The 26,835-nt window shown below is 26.6% G+C and carries 26 protein-coding genes; all 26 read right to left on the bottom strand.

The window, feature by feature from the left end; translation table 11 throughout:
• Positions 1 to 107: 107 nt before the first annotated feature.
• The 26 genes from FBF06_RS05950 to FBF06_RS05830 all read right to left on the bottom strand — a co-directional run bounded on the left by FBF06_RS05950 (position 108) and on the right by FBF06_RS05830 (position 26,831).
• Positions 108 to 1,376 carry a hypothetical protein gene (locus FBF06_RS05950; RefSeq protein WP_052795895.1) on the bottom strand — a complete coding sequence of 423 codons (1,269 nt, stop codon included), beginning with the start codon at positions 1,374 to 1,376 and terminating at the stop codon, positions 108 to 110.
• Positions 1,357 to 2,457 (bottom strand): hypothetical protein, encoded by a 1,101-nt coding sequence (locus FBF06_RS05945; protein ID WP_248276706.1) that lies wholly within the window; start codon positions 2,455 to 2,457, stop codon positions 1,357 to 1,359. Before FBF06_RS05945 ends, FBF06_RS05950 begins: the two co-directional genes overlap by 20 nt.
• Positions 2,458 to 2,595: 138 nt before the next feature.
• Positions 2,596 to 5,535, bottom strand: coding sequence for a hypothetical protein (locus FBF06_RS09865; RefSeq protein WP_248276705.1), 2,940 nt, complete (start codon positions 5,533 to 5,535; stop codon positions 2,596 to 2,598).
• Positions 5,519 to 6,283, bottom strand: coding sequence for a hypothetical protein (locus FBF06_RS05935; protein ID WP_011049864.1), 765 nt, complete (start codon positions 6,281 to 6,283; stop codon positions 5,519 to 5,521). The genes FBF06_RS09865 and FBF06_RS05935 overlap by 17 nt, the downstream gene beginning before the upstream one ends.
• An 83-nt stretch (positions 6,284 to 6,366) precedes the next feature.
• On the bottom strand, positions 6,367 to 7,236 hold the full coding sequence (locus FBF06_RS05930) for a hypothetical protein (protein WP_002870327.1): 870 nt from the start codon (positions 7,234 to 7,236) through the stop codon (positions 6,367 to 6,369).
• Positions 7,237 to 7,281: 45 nt separating this feature from the next.
• A complete protein-coding gene (locus tag FBF06_RS05925; protein ID WP_168977583.1) occupies positions 7,282 to 8,529 on the bottom strand; it encodes a hypothetical protein in 1,248 nt (415 codons plus the stop codon).
• Between the two features lie 4 nt (positions 8,530 to 8,533).
• On the bottom strand, positions 8,534 to 9,208 hold the full coding sequence (locus FBF06_RS05920) for a hypothetical protein (RefSeq protein WP_002801461.1): 675 nt from the start codon (positions 9,206 to 9,208) through the stop codon (positions 8,534 to 8,536).
• A gap of 40 nt (positions 9,209 to 9,248) precedes the next feature.
• The gene (locus tag FBF06_RS05915; RefSeq protein WP_060806661.1) at positions 9,249 to 9,968 is read right to left on the bottom strand and encodes a hypothetical protein; all 720 of its coding nucleotides are present in this window, start codon (positions 9,966 to 9,968) and stop codon (positions 9,249 to 9,251) included.
• A 70-nt stretch (positions 9,969 to 10,038) separates the two neighbouring features.
• Complete coding sequence (locus FBF06_RS05910) at positions 10,039 to 10,647, bottom strand: VgrG protein (protein ID WP_228589006.1); 609 nt, start codon at positions 10,645 to 10,647, stop codon at positions 10,039 to 10,041.
• A gap of 98 nt (positions 10,648 to 10,745) precedes the next feature.
• Complete coding sequence (locus tag FBF06_RS09860; RefSeq protein ID WP_164071399.1) at positions 10,746 to 11,012, bottom strand: hypothetical protein; 267 nt, start codon at positions 11,010 to 11,012, stop codon at positions 10,746 to 10,748.
• Positions 10,988 to 12,334 carry a hypothetical protein gene (locus tag FBF06_RS09855; RefSeq protein WP_002910284.1) on the bottom strand — a complete coding sequence of 449 codons (1,347 nt, stop codon included), beginning with the start codon at positions 12,332 to 12,334 and terminating at the stop codon, positions 10,988 to 10,990. Before FBF06_RS09855 ends, FBF06_RS09860 begins: the two co-directional genes overlap by 25 nt.
• On the bottom strand, positions 12,285 to 13,244 hold the full coding sequence (locus tag FBF06_RS09850) for a hypothetical protein (RefSeq protein WP_002910292.1): 960 nt from the start codon (positions 13,242 to 13,244) through the stop codon (positions 12,285 to 12,287). The genes FBF06_RS09855 and FBF06_RS09850 overlap by 50 nt, the downstream gene beginning before the upstream one ends.
• On the bottom strand, positions 13,234 to 14,049 hold the full coding sequence (locus FBF06_RS05895; protein ID WP_002910301.1) for a hypothetical protein: 816 nt from the start codon (positions 14,047 to 14,049) through the stop codon (positions 13,234 to 13,236). Before FBF06_RS05895 ends, FBF06_RS09850 begins: the two co-directional genes overlap by 11 nt.
• Before the next feature lie 84 nt (positions 14,050 to 14,133).
• Positions 14,134 to 14,577, bottom strand: a complete 444-nt coding sequence (locus FBF06_RS05890) for a hypothetical protein (RefSeq protein WP_002789078.1) — start codon at positions 14,575 to 14,577, stop codon at positions 14,134 to 14,136.
• 181 nt (positions 14,578 to 14,758) lie between these two features.
• On the bottom strand, positions 14,759 to 15,205 hold the full coding sequence (locus tag FBF06_RS05885) for a hypothetical protein (protein ID WP_168977582.1): 447 nt from the start codon (positions 15,203 to 15,205) through the stop codon (positions 14,759 to 14,761).
• A 166-nt stretch (positions 15,206 to 15,371) separates the two neighbouring features.
• Positions 15,372 to 17,363, bottom strand: a complete 1,992-nt coding sequence (locus FBF06_RS05880) for a hypothetical protein (protein WP_032584909.1) — start codon at positions 17,361 to 17,363, stop codon at positions 15,372 to 15,374.
• Positions 17,363 to 19,879: a contractile injection system protein, VgrG/Pvc8 family gene (locus FBF06_RS05875; protein WP_168977581.1), complete on the bottom strand. Its 2,517-nt coding sequence runs from the start codon at positions 19,877 to 19,879 to the stop codon at positions 17,363 to 17,365. Before FBF06_RS05875 ends, FBF06_RS05880 begins: the two co-directional genes overlap by 1 nt.
• 141 nt (positions 19,880 to 20,020) lie before the next feature.
• Positions 20,021 to 20,653, bottom strand: coding sequence for a hypothetical protein (locus tag FBF06_RS05870; protein ID WP_002779716.1), 633 nt, complete (start codon positions 20,651 to 20,653; stop codon positions 20,021 to 20,023).
• On the bottom strand, positions 20,653 to 21,003 hold the full coding sequence (locus FBF06_RS05865) for a DUF4299 family protein (RefSeq protein ID WP_002791053.1): 351 nt from the start codon (positions 21,001 to 21,003) through the stop codon (positions 20,653 to 20,655). Before FBF06_RS05865 ends, FBF06_RS05870 begins: the two co-directional genes overlap by 1 nt.
• Positions 21,004 to 21,087: 84 nt before the next feature.
• Complete coding sequence (locus FBF06_RS05860) at positions 21,088 to 21,654, bottom strand: DUF1629 domain-containing protein (RefSeq protein WP_137075760.1); 567 nt, start codon at positions 21,652 to 21,654, stop codon at positions 21,088 to 21,090.
• Positions 21,654 to 22,361 (bottom strand): AHH domain-containing protein, encoded by a 708-nt coding sequence (locus tag FBF06_RS09845; protein ID WP_248276704.1) that lies wholly within the window; start codon positions 22,359 to 22,361, stop codon positions 21,654 to 21,656. Before FBF06_RS09845 ends, FBF06_RS05860 begins: the two co-directional genes overlap by 1 nt.
• Positions 22,362 to 22,471: 110 nt before the next feature.
• Positions 22,472 to 23,026 carry a hypothetical protein gene (locus FBF06_RS05850; protein ID WP_168977580.1) on the bottom strand — a complete coding sequence of 185 codons (555 nt, stop codon included), beginning with the start codon at positions 23,024 to 23,026 and terminating at the stop codon, positions 22,472 to 22,474.
• 16 nt (positions 23,027 to 23,042) lie between these two features.
• Positions 23,043 to 24,134 (bottom strand): TNT domain-containing protein, encoded by a 1,092-nt coding sequence (locus FBF06_RS05845; protein WP_168977579.1) that lies wholly within the window; start codon positions 24,132 to 24,134, stop codon positions 23,043 to 23,045.
• Entirely contained in the window at positions 24,127 to 25,377 is a 1,251-nt protein-coding gene (locus tag FBF06_RS05840; RefSeq protein ID WP_168977578.1) for a hypothetical protein, read from the bottom strand. The genes FBF06_RS05845 and FBF06_RS05840 overlap by 8 nt, the downstream gene beginning before the upstream one ends.
• Entirely contained in the window at positions 25,374 to 25,838 is a 465-nt protein-coding gene (locus tag FBF06_RS05835) for a hypothetical protein (RefSeq protein WP_002779732.1), read from the bottom strand. Before FBF06_RS05835 ends, FBF06_RS05840 begins: the two co-directional genes overlap by 4 nt.
• Before the next feature lie 45 nt (positions 25,839 to 25,883).
• The gene (locus FBF06_RS05830; RefSeq protein WP_079757074.1) at positions 25,884 to 26,831 is read right to left on the bottom strand and encodes an ankyrin repeat domain-containing protein; all 948 of its coding nucleotides are present in this window, start codon (positions 26,829 to 26,831) and stop codon (positions 25,884 to 25,886) included.
• Positions 26,832 to 26,835 lie beyond the last annotated feature (4 nt).

Here is a 26,835-nt window from a genome sequence, read left to right as displayed (position 1 = left end):
AAAAAATGATAAGTTAAGCTTATAAAAATAATCAAAACTACAAGCACACCACAAGGTATATAAAATCTTTTAAGTTTGTAAAAAGGTTTTTTCATGGATGCTCATATTTATTTTAAATTAGCTTTTTCTAGCATTTTATTGTCCCAACCTTCTGGTAAATCTTTTATGCTTGGATAATAAGGGCGTAAAAGTTCTATATAAACTCCTTTCTGATAGGAAAGCTCAAAATAATACTTTCCTAAAGCAGAAGGGATAAGCTTTGCATCTCCGTGATAATTTCCATCAGAATAGACAAAATTAGGGCTATAAAAAGGGCTTCTAGGAGAAACATATGGGCGCACTCCTATTTCATCATAAGCAAAATAATCATATATGTTAAATTTAAAAATACCATTATTGCCAAAGCTATAATCATAATAATCATTAAAATAACCATTTTCTCCTTCAAATCCCATATCAAGCAATATTTTTTCATAACGCTTATTTATTTCTTCGTTTAAATTTTTATAATCTATTTTTGTGTCATCCATATAAGCTGCAGGATTAAAAAGAAGCTTGGTTTCATCTTGAAACAAACCATAAGAAAGCTCTAATAAGAAATCTTTTAAACTCCAAACCAAATCAGCATAAAAATACTCATCATCAAAAGTGATTAAATAATCTTCATCTTTTTTATTTTGTTTTGCTAAATAATCAAGCATAGCAAGCAATATTGGATTTTTTTTAATATAACTTTTATCTTTAAAATTATTAGCTTGTTCTTTTGTAAGAATGCCAACTTCTCCTAATTGATCATAAATTTCATCATTAAATACGAAAGGTTTTATGCCATGATTTTTATTGATTGCATCAATATAATTTTTTATTATCATTGTGTTTTTACTATAAAGTTCTTTCACATAGGAAATGATTTGTTCTTGGCTTAAAATTTGAGTGTCTTTTTCTATTTTACATTGATACTCTAAATTATTTGGACTTTCAAAATAATAACCCCCACCCATACCATCATAAAATTTAGGTTTAATATAATTAGGATTTTTATTAGCAAGCCATAAAGGATTTTTTATCTTTTTAACTTCTTCTTCTAAATTTTCAAATTTAGCGGGTATGTATTTTGGGATGAGTTTGTTGCCTTTTTTATCAAAAACAATTTTACCAAGATATATGCCAAATTTTGGATTATAGCATTCAAGCTCATTCATATCATTAAATTTCCAAAAATATTGCTCGCTAGGACAAATATTATTATAACTTTTTATGTTTGTATTTATGGCTAAATAAATAGCATAAGGTTCTTTTCTGGTTTGTAAGAAATCTTTATGTTTAAATATATTCTTTATGGCTACTTCTAACATATCAACCCCTATATTTTTCAAAATAAAATGTGCTTATTCTCGCATCTCTTTCACTTGGAGAAAACCAATAAATTGCAGGCTTATCTGAAAATATACTGTATTTATAAGGTTTAACTCCGACACAATCTGTATAATTATTACTAATTATGCATTTTTTATCATACGCCCAAAACATAACAACATTTTCAAATTTAAAATATCCATTAGAATATATGAGTTTAAAAATGCTTTCTGTATGTTGATTTTTTATTTCTTTAGAATTATTTTTATCAATATAAAAATGTCTAAATTCGTGAAAAAAAGTTGATAATATCTGTTCTTTTTTGTTTTTTAAATTCAAATATAATGCTTTTTTTCCTACACTATTATAAGATCCGTTATTGTATTGTTTAAACTCTTTATAAATAGTTGGAATTGGTGGTTCTATGTCAAAAGCTTTTACCAAATCTTCAAGAAATTCTTGAAAAAACATAATTTTTTCCTCATCACTTTTGTTTGAAAATTCACTAAATTTTGCTTTATAGCTTGGTATGATAAAAAATTTCTCATCAGAATAAACATCTATAAATTTTTTAACAAATTTCTCTCTTTCTTTTAAATACTTATCTCCATCACTTACACTTTTAATAAATTTTTCATTAGCTAAATCAAATCTATAATAAATATAAGCAATTTTTCCTGTAAGTTGGGGATAATTTTTAAAAAATTCATAATTATTTGTTTCTTTTGCTTTTTCTTTAAAACTTTGGCAAGCTTTTAAAAACTCTACAGCCTCAAGAACACTAAAAATACAATTTGTTTGAATTATATCACTATTAAAATCATTCCTTAGTTTGCTTTCTTTTACATCCTCATCCCTTCCAACTCCTACTCTAAAGCTCATATCTATAACTATATGAAAATCTTCTAAACTAGGTATAGCCTTTTTTTCATCATAAGCAAAGACTATGATGTAATATTTATAATCTTTTATATCTTTTATTGGTTCATTATCTCTACTTATAGGTAAATGAAATCCACAAATATTACCTTTAAAACTCGCTATAAATTTAAGATCTTTAGCCTCAATAGAACGACAATCAACATCCAACAAAGATCGCATTTTTTCTCACTATTGCGCTCTACATAACTCCAATTTAGCGTTTTATCGCTTTCTTTTTCTAATTGCAATTCTATATAAGTCTCTGGTGCAAAAGAAGCATTTAAATCAATATGGGAATTTTCATGAAATATTAGTGTTTTATTCATAAACTTTTCCTACAAATATAATTTTATTATCTATTTTTTCAGGGTAAGCCACTTTGAGTGAGATTATATTTTCCCCCTCACTCTGCACAAACTTAACTTGCTTACTTAAATCCTCTAATAACTGTGCTTGTGCCATACCTATGCTACCATTACTGCCAAATTCTCCCTTTTCATTGATAGAGTAAAGATATAGATTATCTTTTATTATGCTTTGCTCTTTTTTATCTTTTTTGCTTGTTTTGTTTTCTTTTTCATTACTTTCTTTTATTTTTACTTCTTTAAAAGTTTTAGAACATTCTTTATTGGTATATAATCTTACACAACATTTTCCCCAAGTTTTTCCTATTTCAAAGGGATAATCTTTTAAAAAGCTAGGGTTAGTATCTTTAGCTATTTCATTAATCTTTAAATAATATTCTCCTTCAGGCAAAGTGCCAAATCTATCTTTAATACTTTCATCATCATAATAAAAATAAGCTTTTTTACCTTTACTTGTATCTTTTTCATCTTGGTAAAAATAATTTGCAATTTGCTTTTTACTTCTTTTTTCATTATCTGCCTTAGCAGTACCACTTCTTGCCATATAAGAATTAATTAATTCATTTCCTTTATAATGATAGAGATTAAATCCATCATAAACTAAATGATCTTTTGCTTTAAATTTAAGCATGAGTCCAACTTTGTGATGGGTATAATTATTAAATATCCTTTTAGCATTTTGTAAAGGAGTAGGAAAATAAGCTTCACTTTCATCAAGCTTTACTTTAAAGCTATAACAATCACTAAAATACTTTTCTTTATCAAATTTTATTTTACCCTTTTCATCACTGCGTCTTTTTAGATTAACTACTCTTAAAGCTTCATCATGTTTAAAACCTTTGATAATGATTTTAGCATTAGCAATGGGTTTATTGTGTTCATCTTTTAAATATAAAGTGATAAAGCAAGGTTCTTTAGCACTGGATGAGGATTCATTTAAGGGTTCTTTTGAAATTTTGTTAAAACTTGTATTGTTGTAAACAATTTCTTTTTTAAGCTCTTTGGGTTCTAGTTTAATATTTAAACTTTCTTCTAATAAAGAATAATTTTTAATCTTTGCATTATGATTGTTATATTTTATATTCAAATCCCCTAGAGAATTTAAATCCTCTTTATCGTATTTAAAATAATAAAGCAAATTTTCTTCTTTATCTTCAAATGAAAACTCATTATTTTCTTTTGCACCTAAAAGAAGTTTTTCGTAAAAAAACACTCTTGTATTAAATTCTTTAAATTTAATATCATATTCTTTTTCTATTCTTTTAATGTCAAGTAAAGATTCATTTTTAATAAAAATATCGCAATGACTATCATAAATATGGATTAAATTTGACATCGATGAAGTATTATTTAAAAAGATAATTTTTTTATTTTTGTCTTTATTTTCTAAGATGAAATGGTTTAGGTTTTTAGAGTGGGAAGATAAAAGATAAAAATCTTGTTCTTTTATGCTATTTGTATTTTCTTTTGTATCACTTTCTTGATTTGAATTTTCATCTTGATTTAAATTTTTATTTATTTCTTTATTTTTATTTTTATTTATTGTTTCGTCTTTACTATTTATTTCTTTATTTACAATCAAAGAATTCATATAAGTTTGATAAGCATTTTCTAAATCTTTAAAGCCAAGTTTTTTAAATTCATCAATACTTTTATAAAGTTCTTTTCTTGCTTTTAAATAAGTATCGTTTAGTTTGGTTTTGTGGAAAATAAAAAGAATATATTCATCTTCATCATATTCTAAAATTTCTTTAGCTATTTTTTCATTTAATAAAGCTTTATCATTATTATCTAAAACTAAAAAAGCTTCACATAAAAACAAAGTTCTTAAATAAGCAAATTCTGAGTTGATATTAATATTATCAATATCTTGTAAATTTAAAGTCTTTAATGAGTATTTTTTAGTAGCGATAATGTTTAAACTTTGATTTGGATTTAAAAAAGTATTTCTTTCTTGTTTTAATTGAAAGCTTAGATTTTCATTTAAGGATTTAAATAAAGAATTAAAAATCTCATTTTTGATTTTACTATCTTCTTTGTAAAGTTTTAAAGCAAGTTGATATTTTTGTTCTTCTTGATCAATGATTTGATCTTGTTCTTGTAAATCTTGTATGTTTTTTAAATACTCTTCATCCATAAAGTTATAGGAATTAGAAGCTATGCTTGTTTTAGTTATAAGTTCTTTTTTCTTTGCTAGGGCAAATTCGTATTCTTTAGAATATCTGGGGTAGGGGTGTGGGGTGAAGAGGGATAAACCAAGAACTTCGTATATATTGTTGAATATTTCATCTATATTTTTATCATTTTTATAATATTGTCCATTGCCCAGATGGATAGTTTGTGGAAAATATTGTATTTTTGGATTTAAAAAATTTATTATTATTTCTTTAGCTTTTTGTGATATATAGTAACTCAGCTCCTCTCCTTGAGTGAATATTACAAAGGCACCAAATGCTACCAAAGGTGCTGAATCTGGACATAATATACCAACCAAACTCACAATTCCAGCTGCAATTGCAGTCGCAGAAATACCAACTGTATAAACAATAGTTTCAACCCCTTCAGCTATAGCTTTAATAACTACCGACCTTTCGCCATTAAGGACATATTCTAAAGAATAATCCATAATTTTTAAAGTGTTTTCTGTTGGTTTGGTTATTATTCTTATTTTTCTTGCTATTGGTTCTAAAGTAGGATATTGCTTGGAGTAGGAATTTACGGTGTTTTTTAATCTATCTACAGTATCCCGCAAATATTGAGTTTTATCTTGTAAGTCTTCTATATCTTGTCTATTAAAATTTGCTATCCAATCCGGTATTATATCTTTTTTAGCAAGCACAGCATTTTCTATACCTTGTCTATCTTCAGGACTTAAATTATTTTCCGCATGCATTTAATCTTCCTTTAGCAAAATTTATGAAATAATTAAGTTTTTTTGTTACATATATTGCTTCGTATAATTCTTGATCTTGAAATTTTAAATCCGCATCATGAAATAAATTTATTTTTTTATAAGAATTAATCATATTTTTTAATAACTGTTCTTTTTGAGGTATAGAACACATAAGATTTGTATCTAAAGTAAAACCAAAAAACAAGATATTATAAGTCATAAAATTAATTTCAAACATTATTTTACCTAAATTATACTTAGATGGTAATTTTTCAATTTCACTCATAAAGACAAGCAACTCATCCGCAACATTTAAATAATTATTAATTTCTTTTAAATTAGTAGTGCTATTAGAAGCAAGATAAAAATAATTAAGATTATTTTGCATTTGCAAACCAAATAATACATCCTTATTTTTAAGAGCTACCAAATAAGCATTGTCTAAACCTAAAATTTGCATAAATTTAAAATCTTTTTTAAAATTATGCATATAATTTAATAGTTCTTTTTGATTAAGTTTTAATTCTTGATTTAAGTTTTGTTCTACAAAAACTTTTTTAAATTCTTCTTCGTTGCTCTTAAATAGTTTGTATGTATCTTTAGCATTTTGATATTCTTTTTCATGATAATATCTATCCCAAAAGATAAGCTCTAAAGGGCGATAAGCTAAGCTTATAAAAATAATCAAAGCTATAAGCAAACCGCAGGGCATATAAAATCTTTTAAGTTTGTAAAAAGGTTTTTTCATTTATATTCCTTGATATTTTAAAAATAGTTTTTGTGTCTTTTTCTGTTTCGTTTAAGGTTTTATTTTGAGTGTTAAGTTTTATCTCATTCATTTGTGCATTCTTTTAGTTTGGTTTGTATGGATTTAAGTTTATTAGTTTGTTTTTGGTTAAGTTTGAATTTTTTAAAAATATAGATCAATTTTTGAAGGTTTTTTATTAAATTATTATCATCAGTATAAGCATATTTTTCTAATTCTTTATTAAAAAATAATAAAATTCTATTAGAAGTAAAATCAATTTTGCTCATACCATTTAAAATTGTCATAGTTTTAGGGGTATTTAAATCACAAATATAATCTTGAGAAAATTCACTCAAATACATACTAGTAAATCCACTATTATAGCCAATTAGGTCGTTAATATACATTCCGATTCTAACTACATCAAAGCTATCAAACTTATGAATATCTTTTTGTAAAAAATCCTCTTCTAAACGAGTATTTAGAAAAAATAAAAAATCTTCAAAAACTTTAAATCTTTCCTTGTCAAATAAAAAATAAGTTTTATGATTTGTGATATTTCTTTCATTGTATAAAAGATAAAGTATAATATCAGTATTTGAATTTGTTGTAACATGTCCAGCTTGTCTCATAAGCTCAACATCTTCTTCTGTAGGATAGTAAGAGGTTAAAGTTTTCATATCTTCAATACTAGCTTGTATCATCTTAAGATTTTTAATAATCATTTGTGTAACTTTTTCTTGATTATAGTTTTCTTTGCTTAAATTCTTAGCATACTCTAATTCTTCCTTGCCTTCGTTTTTGCTCCACTTGATTAAAGCACTAAGATTTTCTCTTGCTTTGTTATTATCAGCTTCCATAGAATTAAACAATTCATAAATATTGCTAATAACTACATATAAAACCACCAAGATGAAAATGATAATCCAAGATTTTTTTGAGAATTTAAACAAAGGTTTTATCCTTAAAAATAATATTATTTTGCATTATAACATTAATTATAAAATTGTCATCTTTATTTCTTTATTTACAATCAAAGAATTAATATAAGTTTGATAAGCATTTTCTAAATCTTTAAAGCCAAGTTTTTTAAATTCATCAATACTTTTATAAAGCTCTTTTCTTGCTTTTAAATAAGTATTGTTTAATTTGTCTTTGTGGGAGACAAAGATAGTATAAAAACTAGAATCAAATTCTAATTCTTTTATTGTGTTTTTATCAAATAAAGCTTGCTTATCTTTGTCAAATAAAACATAATCTTCACAAAAATATAAAGCTTTTAGCAAATAAAGTTCTGAATTGATATTAATATTATCAATATCTTGTAAATTTAAAGTCTTTAATGAGTATTTTTTAGTAGCGATAATGTTTAAACTTTGATTTGGATTTAAAAAAGTATTTCTTTCTTGTTTTAATTGAAAGCTTAGATTTTCATTTAAGGATTTAAATAAAGAATTAAAAATCTCATTTTTGATTTTACTATCTTCTTTGTAAAGTTTTAAAGCAAGTTGATATTTTTGTTCTTCTTGATCAATGATTTGATCTTGTTCTTGTAAATCTTGTATGTTTTTTAAATACTCTTCATCCATAAAATTATAGGAATTAGAAGCTATGCTTGTTTTAGTTATAAGTTCTTTTTTCTTTGCTAGGACAAATTCGTATTCTTTAGAATAGCTAGGGTAGGGGTGTGGGGTGAAGAGGGATAAACCGTTTATGAGAATTTGAAAATTATCTTGTTGTAAAATTTGACATTCTTCTGGACTATTGCAAATTTGCTTAAAATTTCTTGGTGCAAGAAATTTTTCATATGTAGAATTAAGAAAATTTGTTATTATGCGAGAAGCTGTACCATCAAAAATAAATTCTAATATTGCATCTAAAGTATTATCATAGATATCGAAAGCTTTATTGGTTGCATTCTCGATTGCGACAGGAATATCATTTGCATAAATAATTGTAATTACAGCAACTTCTACTTGACCAGTTCTTATGCCACCTACAATACCTACTGCAATAATTGGACCGCTAACTAAATTACTTGTAAAATGAACTACAGCTTTTCTAAAATTCTTAGTCTTATGATATACTTCTTCTGATTCTATAAAATTTGTTACTAAATCCAGATGGCTAAGTGATTTTTTAATATATCTATTAACAGCTTCTCCTAGAATATCTTCGTTTTCTAACAATTCTTGTAGTGGTATGACATAAGTCAATGATTCTCTTAATTCGCTTAAGCTAGCCATTATTTTACTCCATTATGAAGCATTGTTTGTTTGCTAAAAAATAAACCCTTGCTGCATAGTAAGCTTTTGAAAAGAAATATTCTTCTTTTTTCAAATTTTTATCGTATTCATCATCATAAAAAGCAAAGTAAATTACTTCATAAAGATTATTATAAAAATCTTTATTATTAATAAGATTAAGAGTGCAATTTTCACTTTGAGAGTCTATAATCTTAAAAACATAATTTATCTTTTCTATAAAACATTGCATTTTACTTTTTACATCTATAATTTTACAAGAGTTAGCTTTTTTCAAGAGCTCTTCGCTATCTTCTTTTAAAATTTTTTCCATATATTCTCCCCAATCCTTTTCTACAGTGGCAACTCCTGCAATGTATTCAGGTTTTCCAAAATTAAGTCCTGATTTTAAAGGATATTCTGTGGCCATTTTTTCAAATAAATCTTTTAAGCTTGGGTTTTGGGAAAGAAAAACTTCTTTGCTTTTGGTATTGCTTATATAATCAGGGATGCTTTCAGAATCTTTTATTACAATTTGTATAATTGGAGATAGCTCCCTTTCTTTTTTAGGTAGAATAAATTTATCAACAAAAGAAAAAGAACTCACAATAAGGACAAGAATAAAAAAAGCTTTTATAGGGTGGTATAAAATAAAAAAATAAATTTTGTAAAATAAATTCATAATTACTCCTTAATTTATAATATTGTATCTAAAATTTAAACTATTTTCCACATGCATTTAATCTTCCTTTGGCAATATCTATGAAATGATTAAGTTTTTTTGTTGCATATATCGCTGGGTATATCATTTCTTGAATTTCGGTTTTTAGTTTTGTTTTGTATAATAAATCCATTTTTTCATAAGAATTTATCATATTTTCTAATAATTGTTCTTTTTGCGGTATAGAGCAAATAAAGTTTTTATCTAGGCTTGAAGCAAATGGGACGAGATTAAAAAGAAAATAATCAGCGTTAAAGGCTATTTTCATGAGTGTATAAGTGTCAGGCAATGTATCTATTTTATTGATAAAAATGATATATTTATCTATAATGCTTATAAAATTATTCATTTCATCTAAATTAGTAGTGCTATTAGAAGCAAGATAAAAATAATTAAGATTATTTTCACTTTTTCTTCCAAATATACTTGTCTTATCTCTAAGAGCTTTAAGATAAGCATTATCCAAACCTAAAATTTGCATAAAATTAGAATCTCTTTTGAAATGATGCATATAATTTAACAATTCTTTTTGATTTGTTTTTAATTCTTCATTTAAGTTTTGCTCTTTAAAAACTTTTTTAAATTCTTCTTCATTACTTTTAAATAGTTTATACATATCTTTAGCATTTTGATATTCTTTTTCATAATAATATCTATCCCAAAAGATAAGCTCTAAAGGTCGTTGTAAAAAATGATAAGTTAAGCTTATAAAAATAATCAAAGCTATAAGCACACCACAAGGTATATAAAATCTTTTAAGTTTGTAAAAAGGTTTTTTTATTGTTTATCCTTTACTCTGCTTTAAGCTCTCCACCTTTAACCACAAGTCCATTAGAGTCTATAATTACTTCTACTCCACCTGCTTTAATGATAACACAATCAGGTTTTGCATTAATAATTGTTTCTCCTACCTGTATAGTCGCTTCGCTATCGGCTTTTAACTCATGAATAGTTGTGATATTATCAGCTACCATGCTTGTATTTTTATCACTTTCAAATCCTATGGATTCATTACTTGTAAAAAGAATATTGTCTTTGCTTTTATAATCCATCTCTTTCTCGCTTAATACTTGCATTTTATCGCTGATATTAATATCATAATGCCCCTCAACCACCTCCTTTTTATTTCCCTTCACATTTCTTATCTCATCCTTATGGATAATAGTGTTTTGATTAGCACCTATTTCTATATCTTTGTTTTCTCCTACATATTCGCTAGAATTCTTAGATACTCTTACTTTATTATCTACTCCTACATTTAAGGTATTGCTTAATCCTACTATGGTATCTTTAGATAAGCCTACATTAGTTAAGTATTCTCCTCCTACATTGACATTTTTAGCTAAGTCTATGGTTTGAGTATGAACCTTTTTAATCCTTTCATTATAAATTCCATCCACTATAGAATCTTTATCATTTAAAATTCTTTGAGTGAAATTATGTTGTACTAATTCATCATAATCCTTTTGCGCTTTTAAATAAATTTGTTCTTTATCTTTTATATTTGAGAGGGTAAGTTCAATGGCTTTGTTTTGTATAGTTTAAATTTTAACACTAAATGCGTTATTCCTTGTGTTGTTTTAAATGCAGGTGCACTAAAATAAGCAAATAAGATTAATTGATATTTTTCATTCATATTATAAAGTTTATTCCTATCATCTTGTGAAAGCATAGAAGTATTAAAGGTTATATCATTTCCTTGAAGATTTTCTAAAATTTTAATTTTAGATTGATTACATTCTAATTCCTCTTCTTTTTTATACAATATGCCCATTTAATTGTCTCATCGAAGAAAAATTTCTCCTCATTATTTAAGTAGGCTCTAATAAAAATAGTTTCATTGTAAGGGATTTTATCAGTAGTATTTTGCTGTTCTTTTTCTTTATAAGCTTTCAAATTTGTGATATATAAATTCTCTCTTGAATTTTTTATTTGTTTTTCATACCCATTTGCCTCAGTATCTAAATAAAGATTTTCTCCAAAATCTTGCATGCTTACCTTATTTGTAAAAGTATAGCTTCCACCTTTCTTATCTGCAGAACTTAAAGAGACTATTGCCACATTTCCAATTTTATGCATTTGACTTGTGCTAAAGCCTTCTAAGGTTTTTGTAGCTATAATACATTTTGTAGCCCTTTTAAAAAAAGAAGAGTTTTCATCTAAAATTAAATCAATTTTAAAACTGCTCTTATAAATGCCTTCTTGATACTCTAGCTTTAAACTTTCATAAATCCTTCTATTCTCACAATTATGAAGAAATATTTTAGTGATGGTTTCATGATTATTTCCATTTTTATCTAAAATCTTAAGATTATTAAGTGTTAATTCAAAATTTCCCCCTCTATGTAATAAAATCTCTTCGCTACTATATCTTTCTAGTTTTAAATAGATTTTTAGCATCTTTGAAGCTTTATCTTGTAAAATTTTAAATTGATTTTCTTTAGCAAAACTGTATAATTCTATAGCATTTTCTTCATTGCCAGTAAGAGCAACTTTTAAAATTCCATCGTTTTTATTAATAAAATATGATATATTGTTTTTTACTGCTTTAAAGTATATTTCATTTTCTTTTTTTAAAATAAGTTCTTCTTGGGTGCTACAAGAAAAAGCTTGTGGATTAATTGCTTGTTGTTCTTCTTGTGTTGGATCATATTTTAAATACATTAGCTCACATTGATCTTCTATCAATTTAGTGCAATCTATTTTTGCTTTTGCTCCTATAAGTAAAGTAATAAAAGTATTTTTAGGTTGTTCTATTTGTATAATAGATGGAGTGGGATTTGGATAGAGGATAAGAATATTATGGGGTGTATTTGCTTCTAGTTTTTCAAACTTTTGTCTTAAAGTTTTATTAAGCAAGGCAACATTATCCAATTTATTAGCGCCTAAATTCTCACAATAATTAGCAATACAATAAATATTATCTAAGCTAAAATTTTTTTGAGTGAGGGTGTTTAGGTAATTAAGATAGGGAGCGAGAATATCAGCTATACCCTGAAATTCTTCTTTAGCAACATAAGAATAATAGTGTTTGTCTTTAGTATAATATGTATTGTATTCTCTTAAGAGATACTCTGTTTTTTTCATCAACTTCTTTGCATTTCTTATAAGTTTGCATAAAAGAAAGATAAGTGTATTTATCTGGCAGCTTCAGTCCTTGCTTGGTATTGGCTTCTCTAAAGTTAGATTCTTGGATTCTGCGAGAATAATAAGGGTTTTTGAATTGTCGTATATCAGCATAATAACGCACAGAAAACCACACTAAAAATCTATTCTTATCTTTAAGGACTTTTTGAAGCAAGATGAGTCCACTCTCTGGGTTAAATCTTGCTGGACGCTGATAATAAATAGACAATAAGGGAATAAACTCTTGTGGATTGGTTAATTCTGTCTTACTAAAAGAAGTAAGATAGTTTGCATTCCATTTGTTTAATTTGTGTCTTAGTGCCCTAATTTCACTAAAACTGATGATATTTTTAACTTCTATTGCTTCGTTATCTGTAAGCTTAAAAACTATATTTTCATCAAGTTTTTGGTTAATATTTTCAGGATTTTGATTGTAGATTTTTATATTATTTTGCAAAATGGCATTGATATCTTTTTGTAAATTAATCATATTTTGATTTGGGTTTTTACCTGTTTGATAGGTATTTTTTTGAATTTTATTACTTGCCTTATATTCATTAATCTTATCTTTTATTTCTTTAGAAGTTGTATTAATGAGAATTTGCATAGATTGTGATTGTTTGCCTAGTATATTAGCTAGGGTATAGACGCCATTTTCTAAGTCTGTGTATTGCAAAATCCCTGCTTTATACATCAAAATAACATTTCTCCATTTATCTTCGTCAATATTAAATCCTATACCAATGGTAATTTTTGGATCATCTGCACTATCAGCATAAATCTTTGTTCTAATCCCTTCAACCAACCTTAATAGACTAAAAAGTTTATTATAAAATTCCTCATAGCTTAAATTTGTTGTCTTAATTGGCATTTAGTTTCCTAAAATCTATATTTTGAATAAAATTATCAAGTGGCTGAATAACTCTAGTTTGCATTTCATCTAAATCAAACTCACACCCTCCATTTGTGCATATAAATCCCTCATCTTCAAACACACATACTTGAGTATAGCGACCATTTGAGCTTAATTCCTGTAATGCTTTGGAGGCTTCTATAATGGTTTCTTTATATCCTTGTGGAAACAATTTATTGTAAAATCTAAACTTTGCTAAACCTTTAATAGAAAAAATATCGAGTATCATATTGCCCTTGCAAGTATAAAAAGTATCTTTGTCTATGAGAAAACTTGTATCTATGATAGTATTGGTGCTAAGCAATAAAATTCCCATTTTATAAACCCTTGCTATACAAGGCTTGTAATGATGTGGTTTAAAACCAAAATGAACCGAGTCAAGATTTTCATACATTATTCCATTTTCGCGTCCTTTGTTAAATACTTCTTCCACTTCTTTTTCATCATCATTTTTTGCCAATAAAAAACAACGCATATTGTCTCTATAATCTATAAAATTTTTAGCAAATTTTTGCATTTGTTTTTTTGTCTCTTGCCCCTCTTTTGTATCTTTTGGGATACTCTTTAGTATTGAAAAATAGAGTTTAGAATACAATCTATCAAGTTTTTGTAACTCCCCACTTTTATCATTACAAATCATCTTTTCTACTTTTGTACTTGCTTTAGCACAATCAAAACTAGGTTTGGCTTCTTTTGGGGATTGTGCATTAGCACTAATGGCTAACATTAAACACAATCCTAAAACTATTAAAAACTTTTGCATAAGAACTCCTTTAATTTACTCTGTATTTTTTGTCGCTTCAAACATAATAACTACTCCTCTAGCACAATATCTAAAAATATAGAGCTATATAAAAAGAAATCTAAGCCAAGATTGAAGTGTTTGGGTATCATAATTTGTTTGAAAAAATATTAACATCCATGCAATAGCAACGCACAGGCTACTATGAATACAAAGAGAGAAAATACTCATTGGGATAATCCATAATGAAAATTCGTTTAGAGCTAGATTTGAATGTGATTGCATAAAAAATTTTCTTAAAAAATATACCAAAGGTAAAGAAATACCACAGATATACATTATTAATAACTCCCATTCACAAGTAATGCAGATAATCAAAAATAATAAATAATATGAAAAAAGCCAAGCAATCCAAAAACTTTTTGAACATACAAACCCACAAAAGCTTTGAAATCTTATCAAAAATACTATACATACATAAGATATACCACCAAGAATCAATACAGGCAATGTAAAGACATATGCTAAAAACCCAAATCCATCAGTCATTATCTCGCCTCACTTTTTACTATAATCCTCAATAGATTCTTTGTATCCAAATTATTTGGAATCTTAATATTTTTAAAACCTTTGCTTGTAACTATAAAATCACAACCAAGATTGAAATGTTTCTGTGTTTGTTGGATTTGTATTTGTTGGTAGTCGTGGTTTTGATATATAAGTTTTTGCATTATGGTTTGTCCTTGCCTATCATAGATAAGATTCTATATAGAATCTTAGTAAAAAATGACTTATGATTTTTATAGAGGATATAGCTAAGGAGTAGTGTAATTATACTGGGAAAAACCACAACAAGAACATAAAAAGTTATAGTGCGAATCGCCTCATTTCTCTCATCGATTTTAAGATAATATCTATCACACCATGAGCTGATATAATATCCAATAGCATACATCATTACAAAAGAAAGGATAAGTAGTCCAATCCCAATAAAAAATGAAACGATATATCTGCCTAGTCTCTTTGTAAATGAAATCTTTTGCATATCAAAATAAGTATAGATAATAGCATAGAGTATAAAGGTAAGATGTATAATTTGCAAGATAATGGGGATTAAAAACATTTGAAAAATTTCAAAAAGGCTGATAATAGTTGTATCGACAAATATTACCCACATAGCTAAGTATAACAACACTGAAGCTCCAATATGTAGAGTAAGATTCACATATTGAGGCTTATATTTATACAATAAAAGCGTCAGACAATAAAGGGGTAGAAAATAGTATGCAATAAGACTAAGCCCATATATAAAAGGCTCATAATCACCACCAGCAAAAAACATCTTACTTCCCCACTATAAAAGCAGTATCTTGCATTTGCGTATGACTAAAATCCATATCCAAAAATGTAGAGCTATATAAAAAGAAATCTAAGCCTAGATTAAAATACTGTTTTGTTTTTAGAAAGTCTGAATTATATAAGGGAAATAAGAATGATTTTGGTGAGGTATATTTAAAATGAAATTTTGTATTTCGGTATTGCATTATCGAATTATATAAATCAAATCCTACCTTCTCATAATCCCATGCCCCAATAGGCTGATCGCTACCATTATTATTAAAATTCACAGTATCAATGATAAAAGCACGCACCTTTTTGCACGCAGCATATAAAGAATGGTAATTATAGAATCTTGTAACTCTCGTGATTTGTATAAGGCTTGGTATATATAAGATATTAAAAGCCCCTGCGATAGAGTATAGAGCAAAATTCTGCTTGTATTTTGGGTTAGAGTGGAATTTATCTAAAACTTCTTTTTCATGTTGTATGGAGTTTTGCAATGAAAATGCATCAAATTTACTTAAGCCTAAATGCGGTAAAAACACATCATTTTTTATATCAAACCTTTGAAAATATAAACTATTATCGATAATATCTGATGGTTTTTGTAAGTCTTTTATAGCTTTATGAGTTTCTGGGAGTGTTTCCTCTTTTTTATATAGCTTAAAGACTTCTGCATTCTTCGTCTTATTCTCTTTCATTGCTTGGATATTGAGTGCCATTGTATATTCTTGTGTATTTTTAATGTTTTTTATATCTAGTAAAGTATCATTAAGAAAATCTTCGAATTGTTTTTGAAAATCAGATTCTTCTCCAAAAAGCTTTTTGAGATTCATATACTCGCCCTTTAGCTCTTGCATTATAGGAAACTTCATATAAAAACTATCCCAATCTAATTCCGCATAAAATCTTGCTTTATCTCTTGATTTTGTGTTGTCAGTCTTTAATTGTTGCATCTCTACTCTAGGCAATATCTCCTTTACTATTGTTTTCATTGTTTCATTAGGGATAGTATCTATAAAATCTTGTGAAGTAGAGCTTCTAAAGGTTAAATCTTTTAATTCTTTAGCATCACTTGGATTATCATGCCATAATCTTTGACAGATATAGCTTACCCCCCAACCAAGCCTTGAGATTTCATCTTTGTTTGTATGTGCCCTTAGTGTTTCTGCTAGAGTGCAATCAATGGTAATTTGTGGATAATCATTAATTCTTATAAGATAAGAGGCATTATAATTGGGTATTTCTTTATAAGCAAAGACTAATAGTGTTTTTTGCTCTTGTGTGTCTTTAGGGTTTGGTAGTTGCAAACTAAGATGTTTTCCACAATAAGCTTTGTTGTTTTCTAAATGTCTATAAATGATAGAAGAAGATAATAGGGCTTTATCTTCTTCTTTTTCAATATAAAAACAATCTTTTAAAATTTCTTCATCAAATAAAGAACTTTCCTTTTTGTCATTAGTTAATTGGTTTTTGTTTAACTTATCTAAGGTGTTTTTATCCTGAATAAAAACATAACCCCATTTAATTTGCTCTTCTTTGATTTTTGCATCCTCATAAATAGCTTCAAATTCTACTATATCACCAAAAGTATAGAAATTACGCACTATTTTTTCATTATTTTCTAAGGTAAATTCTTTGGATTTTAGCCTAATAGAGTTTATAGAGCCTTTATCTGCCTTTCTTTCAAATTTTATTTCACACCAATGCCCATACTCATAACTTCTTAATAAAAATCTATGATTATAGATGGGTTTGTTTTTATAAACACTAGATTGGTTTAAAATTAATTCAAAGCTTTGTGCTTCTTTACTAAAAATTTCACTAGCATTTAAATGAGCTTCCCCCATTCTATTGGTTGTAAAAATAGTCTTGATTTCATTTTTATTGCCCTGTGCTATTTCATAAAGCTTAAATTCTTGATTATGCAGAAGAATATTATTAGAACTTAAAAGCCTAATATTTAAACTATTTTTTTGATTAAGTGCTTCCATTACTCTGCCCTAATCTCTCCACCTTTGACCACAAGCCCATTAGAATCTATCACTACTTCAACTCCACCTACTTTAATAATCACATAATCTCCCTTAGTAACAATTTGAGTATCGCCTACTTGGTGGAGGATTTGATTGCCTGCTTTTACTTCATAATCTGTTTTTGTTTGCGATAATGAATTATCAGATACAAAGGTATTATTTTTATCTGTTTCAAAGCCCATTGAAGCATTGGTGGTGATTAGTAGATTATTTTTGCTTCTTATAGAAGTCTCTTTTTCTGTTTGGATTTTTAATGTTTCTTTTATATTAATATCATAATGCCCCTCAACCACCTCCTTTTTATTTCCCTTCACATTTCTTATCTCATCCTTATGGATAATAGTGTTTTGATTAGCACCTATTTCTATATCTTTGTTTTCTCCTACATATTCGCTAGAATTCTTAGATACTCTTACTTTATTATCTACTCCTACATTTAAGGTATTGCTTAATCCTACTATGGTATCTTTAGATAAGCCTACATTAGTTAAGTATTCTCCTCCTACATTGACATTTTTAGCTAAGTCTATGGTTTGAGTATGAACCTTTTTAATCCTTTCATTATAAATTCCATCCACTATAGAATCTTTATCATTTAAAATTCTTTGAGTGAAATTATGTTGTACTAATTCATCATAATCCTTTTGCGCTTTTAAATAAATTTGTTCTTTATCTTTTATATTTGAGAGGGTAAGTTCATTATAACCTTCTTCATTAACACCTATGGTTTTAGAAGAAAGAGAAGTTTGGTGATCACTAAAAGGAAGATTTACTAAACTTGGATTAGCCCCATTATATAAACTTCCACTTACATAAGGTTTATCTATATCATCATCTAAAAAAGAAATAATCACTTCATCTCCTATTCTTGGAGTATGAAAAAAACCTGAATGATTGCTTGCTATATGAGAAGCTACTCTTAAAAAAGGAGTGTGATGATAAGATTTATAAGTATTGCTTGATAAATTAGAAGAATTTATATCTATATCATTTGCAATAAAAGTATCATTATCTAATTCTTCTTGATTGGCATAAAGATTAATCCTTACCTTAACCCTTCCATGCTCATCAGTATAAATAGTATTTCTCTCACTTTCTATATCCTTACTCTCTCCTATAACAATACCTTGAGTGCTATTAGGAGCTTTAGGTTTAGCTTTAAAACTTGGAGTAAAAATAATATTCTTTTTTAGTAAAGTTAAAGTATTAGAATAAGATTTATTTAAATTTAAATCTTTTAAATTTAAATGATCATTAGTATTAATAGAATTAGCTAAGATGGCATCATCAATTAAGATTTGAGTATTAGCGATAATAATAAAGTCTTTAAGCAAAGAAGCTTTATCTTGTTTTTCTTCATCTTGATTTTTTATTTCTTCTTGATGATTAAACTCCTTATAATTTAAAGTGATAAAATCTCCTAAGCTAAGATGATAAATATTACTTTTTGCTAGTAAGCTTTCATTTAATACTAAGGCTCTTTTTTCTTTAAGAGAAGGCTTAGTCTTTAAATCAATGCTTTTTGTAAAAGAATATTCACTCTCATAAAAATGTTCATTATAACAAGCTTTGTTATTAAGTTCTTGTTCATAAGGAACTTTACTAGAGTGTAAAGATAAAAGATTTAAAGGAGTATTGGCATTAATACTAGAATGTGTAAAAGAATTAGTTCTTAAGCTTTGCTCTTTATAAATAGAAGAAATACAAGCTTGATTTAAAATATTATTAATATTAGGATTATACTCAATTTCTTTATTTTTTACATTTTTATACACATCACAAAAATAAATAGTGTTCTCATCTTCATAAAAAAAGATTCCATTATTATGGCTTAATCTTGTAATAAAGTCTAAATCACTTTCATTGTATTGAGAGATGAGTTCTTGTTCTTCATAATTAAAATATATATTAGAATAATCAATTTCTTTATGTAAGATATCTTGATAAAAACCAAGGGTTTGTTTAATCACTTCTATAATATTAGTATGAGTATAAATACGATTGGCTTTATTTAAAGAAAGTCTTATCAAGACTGATTGAAGCTTAAAAGAAAAAAAATGCTTGTATTTTATTTGCTTAGTATTTGAAGTGCTATCATTAATATTTAAAGCACTTTCATGATTAATACCTAGATATTTTATATAAGTGATAATTCCCTTATAGTTTTTTACTTCATTGTTATCAAAGTTTAAGGTATTATTCTCATAAGGATTATGGATACTTAAAATAGCTTCTTGATCGATTAAAACATTAGGATGAAAATTAAAAGTTGTAGGGGTGCTTGGATGAGATGAAGCATTGGTTAAAGTATTTAAAGAAAATAAATCTTGTTCTAAACTTTCAAAAAAGCCTTCACATTCTATAGAAAAAAGCTCTTCAAGACTTTCTTTGATGAGGGCTTTAGTGATTTTAAAGGGTAGGGGATTTGAAGTAGAATTTGATATATTAAGACTCATGTAAGAATTAAGGGACATTGATGATCCTTTGGGGTTGAGTTTATGGTGTTTATAATTTGGTATAAATCCACTATGTTTTTAATTTTTATATTTATTATTTTAACACAAATAGTCTAAATTTGAGTAGAAAAAGAAATTGCTTATTTTTGTTATTAAAATCTATTTTTTATCTAAATTTACTTCTATGATATTGAGTTCTTTTTCGCTGTTTTGTGTATTTTCTAAACGCAATTTTATTTTATTTGCACCCATGGGAGTTAAAATAGTAAAATATCTAGTATTATTTTCATAAAAACCCCAAATTTCATCAAATTCCAAATAATTTGCTAATCCATATTCTTTAAACTCACATTCTTTATAGATTGATTTTAAAAATTTTGGCACTTCATTAATAATAAAAAGTATTTTGATTTTTTCTTTTTGAGAATTAATATCCAATTCTTTAATTAGATTATTTTGATATTCTTGCTTAATTATTTCTATTATTTTTTTATTATCACAATTTTTTAAATCATTAAGATTAACATCCATTTCTTTTTTTAACTCTAATTCTTGAGGAAAATAATTTGTATTCTTATAATCAGAAGCTTGTGGTAATAATATATTTAATTGTTCATCACTTTTAAAAATTAATTTCGCTATATTCATAATTTTAATATTTAATTCTAATATAGCGTAAAAATCTTTTTTAGAAAAAATTTTATCTACACCTTTTTTCATATTTACAATATCTAAATTTTCATCAGATAAAAATTCTATAAGTTTATTTAAAAATATAGGTTGAGGAAGCATTACCACCCTTTAAGCTCTAAGCTTTCAAGCTCTTCTAAACTCATTGCTCTAATTAAAATCCTTTCTTCTGATTGAATTAAAGAAAAATCTTGCAATTTCTCTAAAGCTTCTTTATACTCTAAATACCCCAAAGGCTCATCTTTGCTAATGCTAAAAAAACTCAGCCTCCATTTGGTTTCTTTATCTTCATCATCTAATTCAAAATTTTCCCAAGGTTTTTTAAAAAGAATAGTATCTGTATCTTCACTTAGGGTGAAATTTATTATTAACCCATCTGGTGTTTCATAAAGTTTAGGCATAGCTTCATAAGCTTCTTCCCAACGCCTTTGTAAAAGTTTTAAATCTTCCATAAATTTTTCCTTAAATATAAAATGAAATTATAACTAAAAATCTTTTTATATTAAATTGCAAAATTTTTTATAGCTTTTAGTCTTTCAATTTTCATATACCTTAACTTCACTAAAACTAAAACCTAATAAATTATTTTCTCTTACTATTTTTCTAAATTCACTTGATACAAAAACAGGTACTTCATCATCTTTAATTCTAAATATATGGCTTCCATCAAGTTTTGATTTTTTTAAAACAGCTTTAGTAATACTTAAATATTCATCATTATCACCCATATAAGTATATACAGAATGTTCATAATCTAAAGCCTCAAGTGATTTTGTTACATGCATAATTTTACAACCATAATAATTTATTTCCTGACTTTTAATTTCTACATCTAAATATTGCACACAATCTTTAATTAAATCTTGCATTAAATTTATAAATTTAGGAGAGACTATACGCCAACCACAGTCATTGTGTATAAGATCAGTCAGTATTTTACCATCATCTTTATCGATTTCAAAACTAGGTGTTTGCCAATTTGTGATAGGTTTGGATTCTAAAAGTGCATATTCATCGTTATTTTTTATATCTACAAGATCACAAGAGTACCAATTATCCACATCGTTATGATTATAGTTATACATCATTTTATAATATTTCATTATTTTCTCTCCTTATAGTAATCTTTATGAAGTATAGCAGGATTGTTTTTGACTTCTTCTTTTAGTTTTTCAAATTCTTTTAAGAATTTATCCTTATCTCCTCTTGCTATTTTATCAATTTTACTCATTTTTTCAAGAATATATTCATGATATTCATTAGGATGTCTTCCGCGATGTGGCATTTTAACTTTATTCCAGTCTTCATCCAATTCCATGTTATATTTTTTTGTTATTTTTCGAAATTCTTTAGTAAATTTTTTATTCTTATCAGTGGCAATATGATGGGTTTGAATTGATGATTGTTTGTTATCATCTCCCATCCCTTCCCATCTTATCCTGTCAAATTTAATCTTAGCAAGAGGACTAGCTTGTATTTTAGCTAAAGCAAATTTAATCTTATTCTTTTTGGGTATAGCAAATATAGGATAACCTTTTATACTCATTCCTATCAAACCCATTTGTAATACAGAATGTTTATTATTAACTTTATGATCTGAATAAGTATAAGCAAATACCATAGCTACTTTAGTACAAGGTCCTCCTAGTATAGGTGGATTTAAACATCCACTTATACTAGCTCCTTGTATTTCATTATCAAGCATAATAGGAACATTGTCTGATTTTATTCTTTTAGCTTTTTTTGCTTTTAACTTAACTCTACCTCCATGTAAGCATACTAAAGTATTATCTTCTAAGATAGGATGCATACAAGAAGTATCAGGACTTATATTAATATCTTCTATTCTAGGAAGAGTGATTTTTCTTTTTTTATTGTGGGTTTTTTAACCCACTAAGATTATATTAAATCATAAAACATTTATACAAAGCTAATTCTATTTTGTTTAATCATTCTAGCACGATTGATAAGAGCATAAAGGGCTTTACTTTCATCATTATATATTTTTCCTTCAAATTCTTCATCTCCATCAAACTCAATACTTTTCCATTCTATAATCTCTGCTTTAGCATTAGTGATAAAAGATATATATTTATCTCTTTGTTTATCGTGTTTAATACCTGCACATAAAGGTTTAAGTGCTTCATCATACCAAATCACTTCTAGATTTTCTTCTTGGATGATTCTTAGTGCCACTTCTTTTCTATTTTGCATTGAATAGTCTTCATTTACGCTAAAATATTTTTGTTTATAATTCATCTGTAACATTTTATCAATGGCTTCTTTTTCACTATCAAAAGAATACTCAAGTTCAACACCGCCCCTTTCTCCAATATAAACAGCTTCGTATTTATTATTGTTAGGATTAAACCAAATTGTAAAATGATATTCTCCTGCTGTATTATCATAATCACGCCAAGTTATATAGATTAACTTTTCTTCTTCTATAATTAGTTCTGCTTGTTCTCTTGTCATTTTCTATCCTTTATTATTATATTTGTTTGATAAAATCTAATTGTATTAAGTTTTCTATGGAAATAGGAAGTTTAATCTGTGTTCCTCCACCTTCTTGTTCAAAATATGGAGATATTTTACCTATTTTTGGAGAATGGAATTTGTTTTTTTCTTTTAACTCTTTAATTTTTTCTATTAATTTATCATCCCCACTCATTTTAATCTTTCTTTCAACACTCTCCATGTTAATATCTTCTAATACTTCATATCTTTTATAGGTTTTTTGCATGGCTTCATTATCTTCATAAGGCAATGATCTTTTTTCATAAGGCATCACTCCTTTTTTCTCTTTAAAAGGACAAACAAAGCTACCTGAATTATCTCCATATCTGTCCAGTTTCATCCCTTTTTTTAAAGTGATTTCTTTTGGTATAGGTGGGATTTTATAGCCATATTTTTTAGGCCAATCAATCTCCCCATCTTCAAGAATATTATCAAAACTTCTAGGTTTTGGAGTATCTTTAGGCCATATTCCATTATGTTTATAAAGATGAACTTCTTTATCACTTACCTTACCTTTTTTATTTTCATTTTCCAAATATAAAAGCATTTTTGCTTTCTCTTTACTTTTTTCTCTTCTCCTTCTTTGCGCCGCTCCTAATTTACCTCCCATCCCTTCCCATCTTATCCTGTCAAATTTAATCTTAGCAAGAGGACTAGCTTGTATTTTAGCTAAAGCAAATTTAATCTTATTCTTTTTGGGTATAGCAAATATAGGATAACCTTTTATACTCATTCCTATCAAACCCATTTGTAATACAGAATGTTTATTATTAACTTTATGATCTGAATAAGTATAAGCAAATACCATAGCTACTTTAGTACAAGGTCCTCCTAGTATAGGTGGATTTAAACATCCACTTATACTAGCTCCTTGTATTTCATTATCAAGCATAATAGGAACATTGTCTGATTTTATTCTTTTAGCTTTTTTTGCTTTTAACTTAACTCTACCTCCATGTAAGCATACTAAAGTATTATCTTCTAAGATAGGATGCATACAAGAAGTATCAGGACTTATATTAATATCTTCTATTCTAGGAATAAGGATTGTTCTTTTTTTAGCCATGAAAAGTCTTGTGGGTTTTAAGTATGTTTTCTAGTTGTTCATCTTTAGCATAAAGAAGCTTTTCTTCTAAAGAGCAATCAAAATTTAAAGGAAAAGGTTTTAGGGTATTTTTACTTAGAAATTTTTCCCAAAGTATAGAATTTTCTTTTGCTGAAAACTCCCAAAAATCATCTTTATTTTTATAAACATAGTCTTTATAATCTATAAAATTTACAAAATTGATATCTATATCTTTTTGTTTAGAAAGTATGCCTTGTATGTTTTCTTCTTCTGTGTTTTTTGGAATTTTGTTGTAATTAATAAGATAATAATTAAGTCTATCTTTGTTTAATTCTTGATTGTCAAGTTCATTTAAAAACTCTTTAGAATAATAATTTAAAAAGTAAGTATTTGCGTATTCTTCTATATATTCTTTAAAACTTCTTTTATGAATTAATTTATCTTGATTAATGGGATAAGATTTTAAAGTATTATTTTTAGAATCTAAAGTATGATCATATCCTACAAAAAAATAAGAAAAATCCATAAAAGCATAATCAGCACTGATGCCTTTACAAAGATTTAAAAACATATTTTCAAGTTCTAAAATGATTTTATCTTCTTTGCTTAAATTTAATTCTTTTTGTATCTCATCTTGACTTTTTGGAGTAAAAGTATGATTGATTCTGTGATTATAATTGTTAATTAAATATTCTAAGCTTTCATCACTAAAATTAAAGCTTAGCTCAAGTGAAGAATTAAAATAAATATCATATTTATTAAAGTAGGGTGCTAAATTATCTTTTTCTATAAAAATATCAATTTGATTTTGAGAAAAATTTTCTCCTTTTTCATCCCAAAAAGGAAAATTAGGAGAAAGATTTTTAAGCATACCAATCTCTGCCAAATCATTTTTTTGATAATATCGATGTAAAATATATTTACTTTTATCTCTACATAAACGATTATAAAATTGAGTATAATTTGAAGGCAAAAAATCAAGCCATTCATCATCACCATGTAGATTTATGCCTTCAAATTGATCAACACTAAAATAAGCTTTAAACTCTTGCATAGCTTTTAAGGTATTTTCTAAATGCTTATTATAAAATTTGTCTTTATTGGCTTGTTTAAATTCAAACCAATCTTTGGCATTTAAACGATCGCCTTTTAAGCTCCAAGCATTAAGATATTTTTCATCACTAAAAGTTTTAGTAGAAAAAAGATAAAAGCTTACTCGATTAGGGCTTAATGTTTGTTTCATTTAAAATCTTTTAAAGCATATAAAAAGTCTTTAATATCACTTACTTGATCTTCTACCCAATCTTCTACTGTATAATCTTCATCACAATCGCTATCTTCATTATAATAATCTCCCCCTTCAAAGTCAGCAGGATCGTCATAAAGTTCCATTTCTATATGTTCTAATTCAAATTCCAAATCATTTATAAAATTTCGAAGATTTACGCCATTAAATTCACTTTTATCATATTCTAAAACAGCAATAAGATTAGGCGGCAAGGTAACTTTATATTTTGCATCAACTTTTAAATTGCCATTTTCTACTAAATTTTTATATTCATAGCTTAAAATGCTACTTATAAAAGCTCTTCGTTCGTATTTTTTTAAACCATATAAAGCATCTTTTAAATAATTATCATTTTTAAGATAGTATTTAAACACTTCTTGTATATATTCATCATCCAATAATTTTTTATTTTTCATTATCTTTCCTTATAATTTATTTTAGCAAAGTGAATTTCTATTCCCTCATTCACTTTCCTTAGCCTTTTTTACAGCATCGTTTAAAAGTTTGGCACATTCATTACGATATTTACCTAGTAAATCCATATCATCTTTTCCATCAATTTCACAATGAGAATCATCATATGCTGGTAAATTATATTTTTTTCTAATTTCATTTGAAGTCATTGCTCCTGCATCTTTTAAAAGCTTTTTATTTCTAGATCCTTTTGCATCATCTAAAGGAGTTCTTGGGGTAGCAAAATTCACATTAGCTCCAAGTTCAATTAAAAGCTGTGTAACCCTATAGGTTTCAGGTTCGCTTACAGCTTCAAATAAAAGGGTTTCATTGTATTCACTCTCTTGAATAAGTCGGGTTTGCATATCTACATTAGCTCCTCCTTTAATGGCTAGTTCTAATAATTGATAATTATTGCGTCTAGCCCAAAAATGCATAGGAGTCCTACCGGAATATCCTTCATCATGCACTTCAAATTTAGCTCCACGATTGACTAGATACTTAATGATTTGAGAATTTGGATTATCAGCACTTAATATATAATCATAAATTAGAGCGTTTTGATAAATACAAGGATCATCTTCTACTTCTTCCATTAAGATATATTTATCATTAGCTTCTTTGATATATTTCATATCGCTATGATAAAAATTATATTTAGGATCTTTTAAACTTAAACCATACTCATCAAATAAATAATCTAAAATAGAAAAATCATTATTATTATCTTCACAAGCAAATGCAGCTCTTAATATTAAATTCATAGGTTCAAATAAAGGGTATTCATTATCTTTATTTTTAAAATGAAGCTCATAACAAGATATTTTTACAGGATAATCCTTTAAAATATCTTTTAGCTTAACTAAATCATTATTATCTATAATTTCAAGAACTAAATCTTCTAATTCATCTTTTTCTTGATAGCTCATAGCTTTGATATCTTCTAAGGTTTTCATTGTT

This window comes from Campylobacter sp. CFSAN093227 (assembly GCF_012897855.1).
Classification (GTDB): domain Bacteria; phylum Campylobacterota; class Campylobacteria; order Campylobacterales; family Campylobacteraceae; genus Campylobacter_D; species Campylobacter_D jejuni.
The sequence above is the reverse complement of the archived record's forward strand: the minus strand, read 5'-3'. Positions and strand labels throughout refer to the sequence as shown.

Excerpts from the sequence above, each read along its gene's own strand:
- FBF06_RS05870 (WP_002779716.1), bottom strand. The coding sequence starts at position 20,653 with ATGCTTCCTCAACCTATATTTTTAAATAAACTTATAGAATTTTTATCT.
- FBF06_RS05875 (WP_168977581.1), bottom strand. The coding sequence starts at position 19,879 with ATGTCCCTTAATTCTTACATGAGTCTTAATATATCAAATTCTACTTCA.
- FBF06_RS05890 (WP_002789078.1), bottom strand. The coding sequence starts at position 14,577 with ATGACTGATGGATTTGGGTTTTTAGCATATGTCTTTACATTGCCTGTA.
- FBF06_RS09855 (WP_002910284.1), bottom strand. The coding sequence starts at position 12,334 with ATGAAAAAAACAGAGTATCTCTTAAGAGAATACAATACATATTATACT.
- FBF06_RS05885 (WP_168977582.1), bottom strand. The coding sequence starts at position 15,205 with ATGTGGGTAATATTTGTCGATACAACTATTATCAGCCTTTTTGAAATT.
- FBF06_RS05845 (WP_168977579.1), bottom strand. The coding sequence starts at position 24,134 with ATGGCTAAAAAAAGAACAATCCTTATTCCTAGAATAGAAGATATTAAT.
- FBF06_RS05840 (WP_168977578.1), bottom strand. The coding sequence starts at position 25,377 with ATGAAACAAACATTAAGCCCTAATCGAGTAAGCTTTTATCTTTTTTCT.
- FBF06_RS09845 (WP_248276704.1), bottom strand. The coding sequence starts at position 22,361 with ATGCATCCTATCTTAGAAGATAATACTTTAGTATGCTTACATGGAGGT.
- FBF06_RS05880 (WP_032584909.1), bottom strand. The coding sequence starts at position 17,363 with ATGGAAGCACTTAATCAAAAAAATAGTTTAAATATTAGGCTTTTAAGT.
- FBF06_RS05860 (WP_137075760.1), bottom strand. The coding sequence starts at position 21,654 with ATGAAATATTATAAAATGATGTATAACTATAATCATAACGATGTGGAT.
- FBF06_RS05920 (WP_002801461.1), bottom strand. The coding sequence starts at position 9,208 with ATGAATTTATTTTACAAAATTTATTTTTTTATTTTATACCACCCTATA.
- FBF06_RS09865 (WP_248276705.1), bottom strand. The coding sequence starts at position 5,535 with ATGCATGCGGAAAATAATTTAAGTCCTGAAGATAGACAAGGTATAGAA.
- FBF06_RS05835 (WP_002779732.1), bottom strand. The coding sequence starts at position 25,838 with ATGAAAAATAAAAAATTATTGGATGATGAATATATACAAGAAGTGTTT.
- FBF06_RS05850 (WP_168977580.1), bottom strand. The coding sequence starts at position 23,026 with ATGACAAGAGAACAAGCAGAACTAATTATAGAAGAAGAAAAGTTAATC.
- FBF06_RS09850 (WP_002910292.1), bottom strand. The coding sequence starts at position 13,244 with ATGCCAATTAAGACAACAAATTTAAGCTATGAGGAATTTTATAATAAA.
- FBF06_RS05945 (WP_248276706.1), bottom strand. The coding sequence starts at position 2,457 with ATGCGATCTTTGTTGGATGTTGATTGTCGTTCTATTGAGGCTAAAGAT.
- FBF06_RS05935 (WP_011049864.1), bottom strand. The coding sequence starts at position 6,283 with ATGAAAAAACCTTTTTACAAACTTAAAAGATTTTATATGCCCTGCGGT.
- FBF06_RS05925 (WP_168977583.1), bottom strand. The coding sequence starts at position 8,529 with ATGGCTAGCTTAAGCGAATTAAGAGAATCATTGACTTATGTCATACCA.
- FBF06_RS05830 (WP_079757074.1), bottom strand. The coding sequence starts at position 26,831 with ATGAAAACCTTAGAAGATATCAAAGCTATGAGCTATCAAGAAAAAGAT.
- FBF06_RS05865 (WP_002791053.1), bottom strand. The coding sequence starts at position 21,003 with ATGGAAGATTTAAAACTTTTACAAAGGCGTTGGGAAGAAGCTTATGAA.
- FBF06_RS05895 (WP_002910301.1), bottom strand. The coding sequence starts at position 14,049 with ATGCAAAAGTTTTTAATAGTTTTAGGATTGTGTTTAATGTTAGCCATT.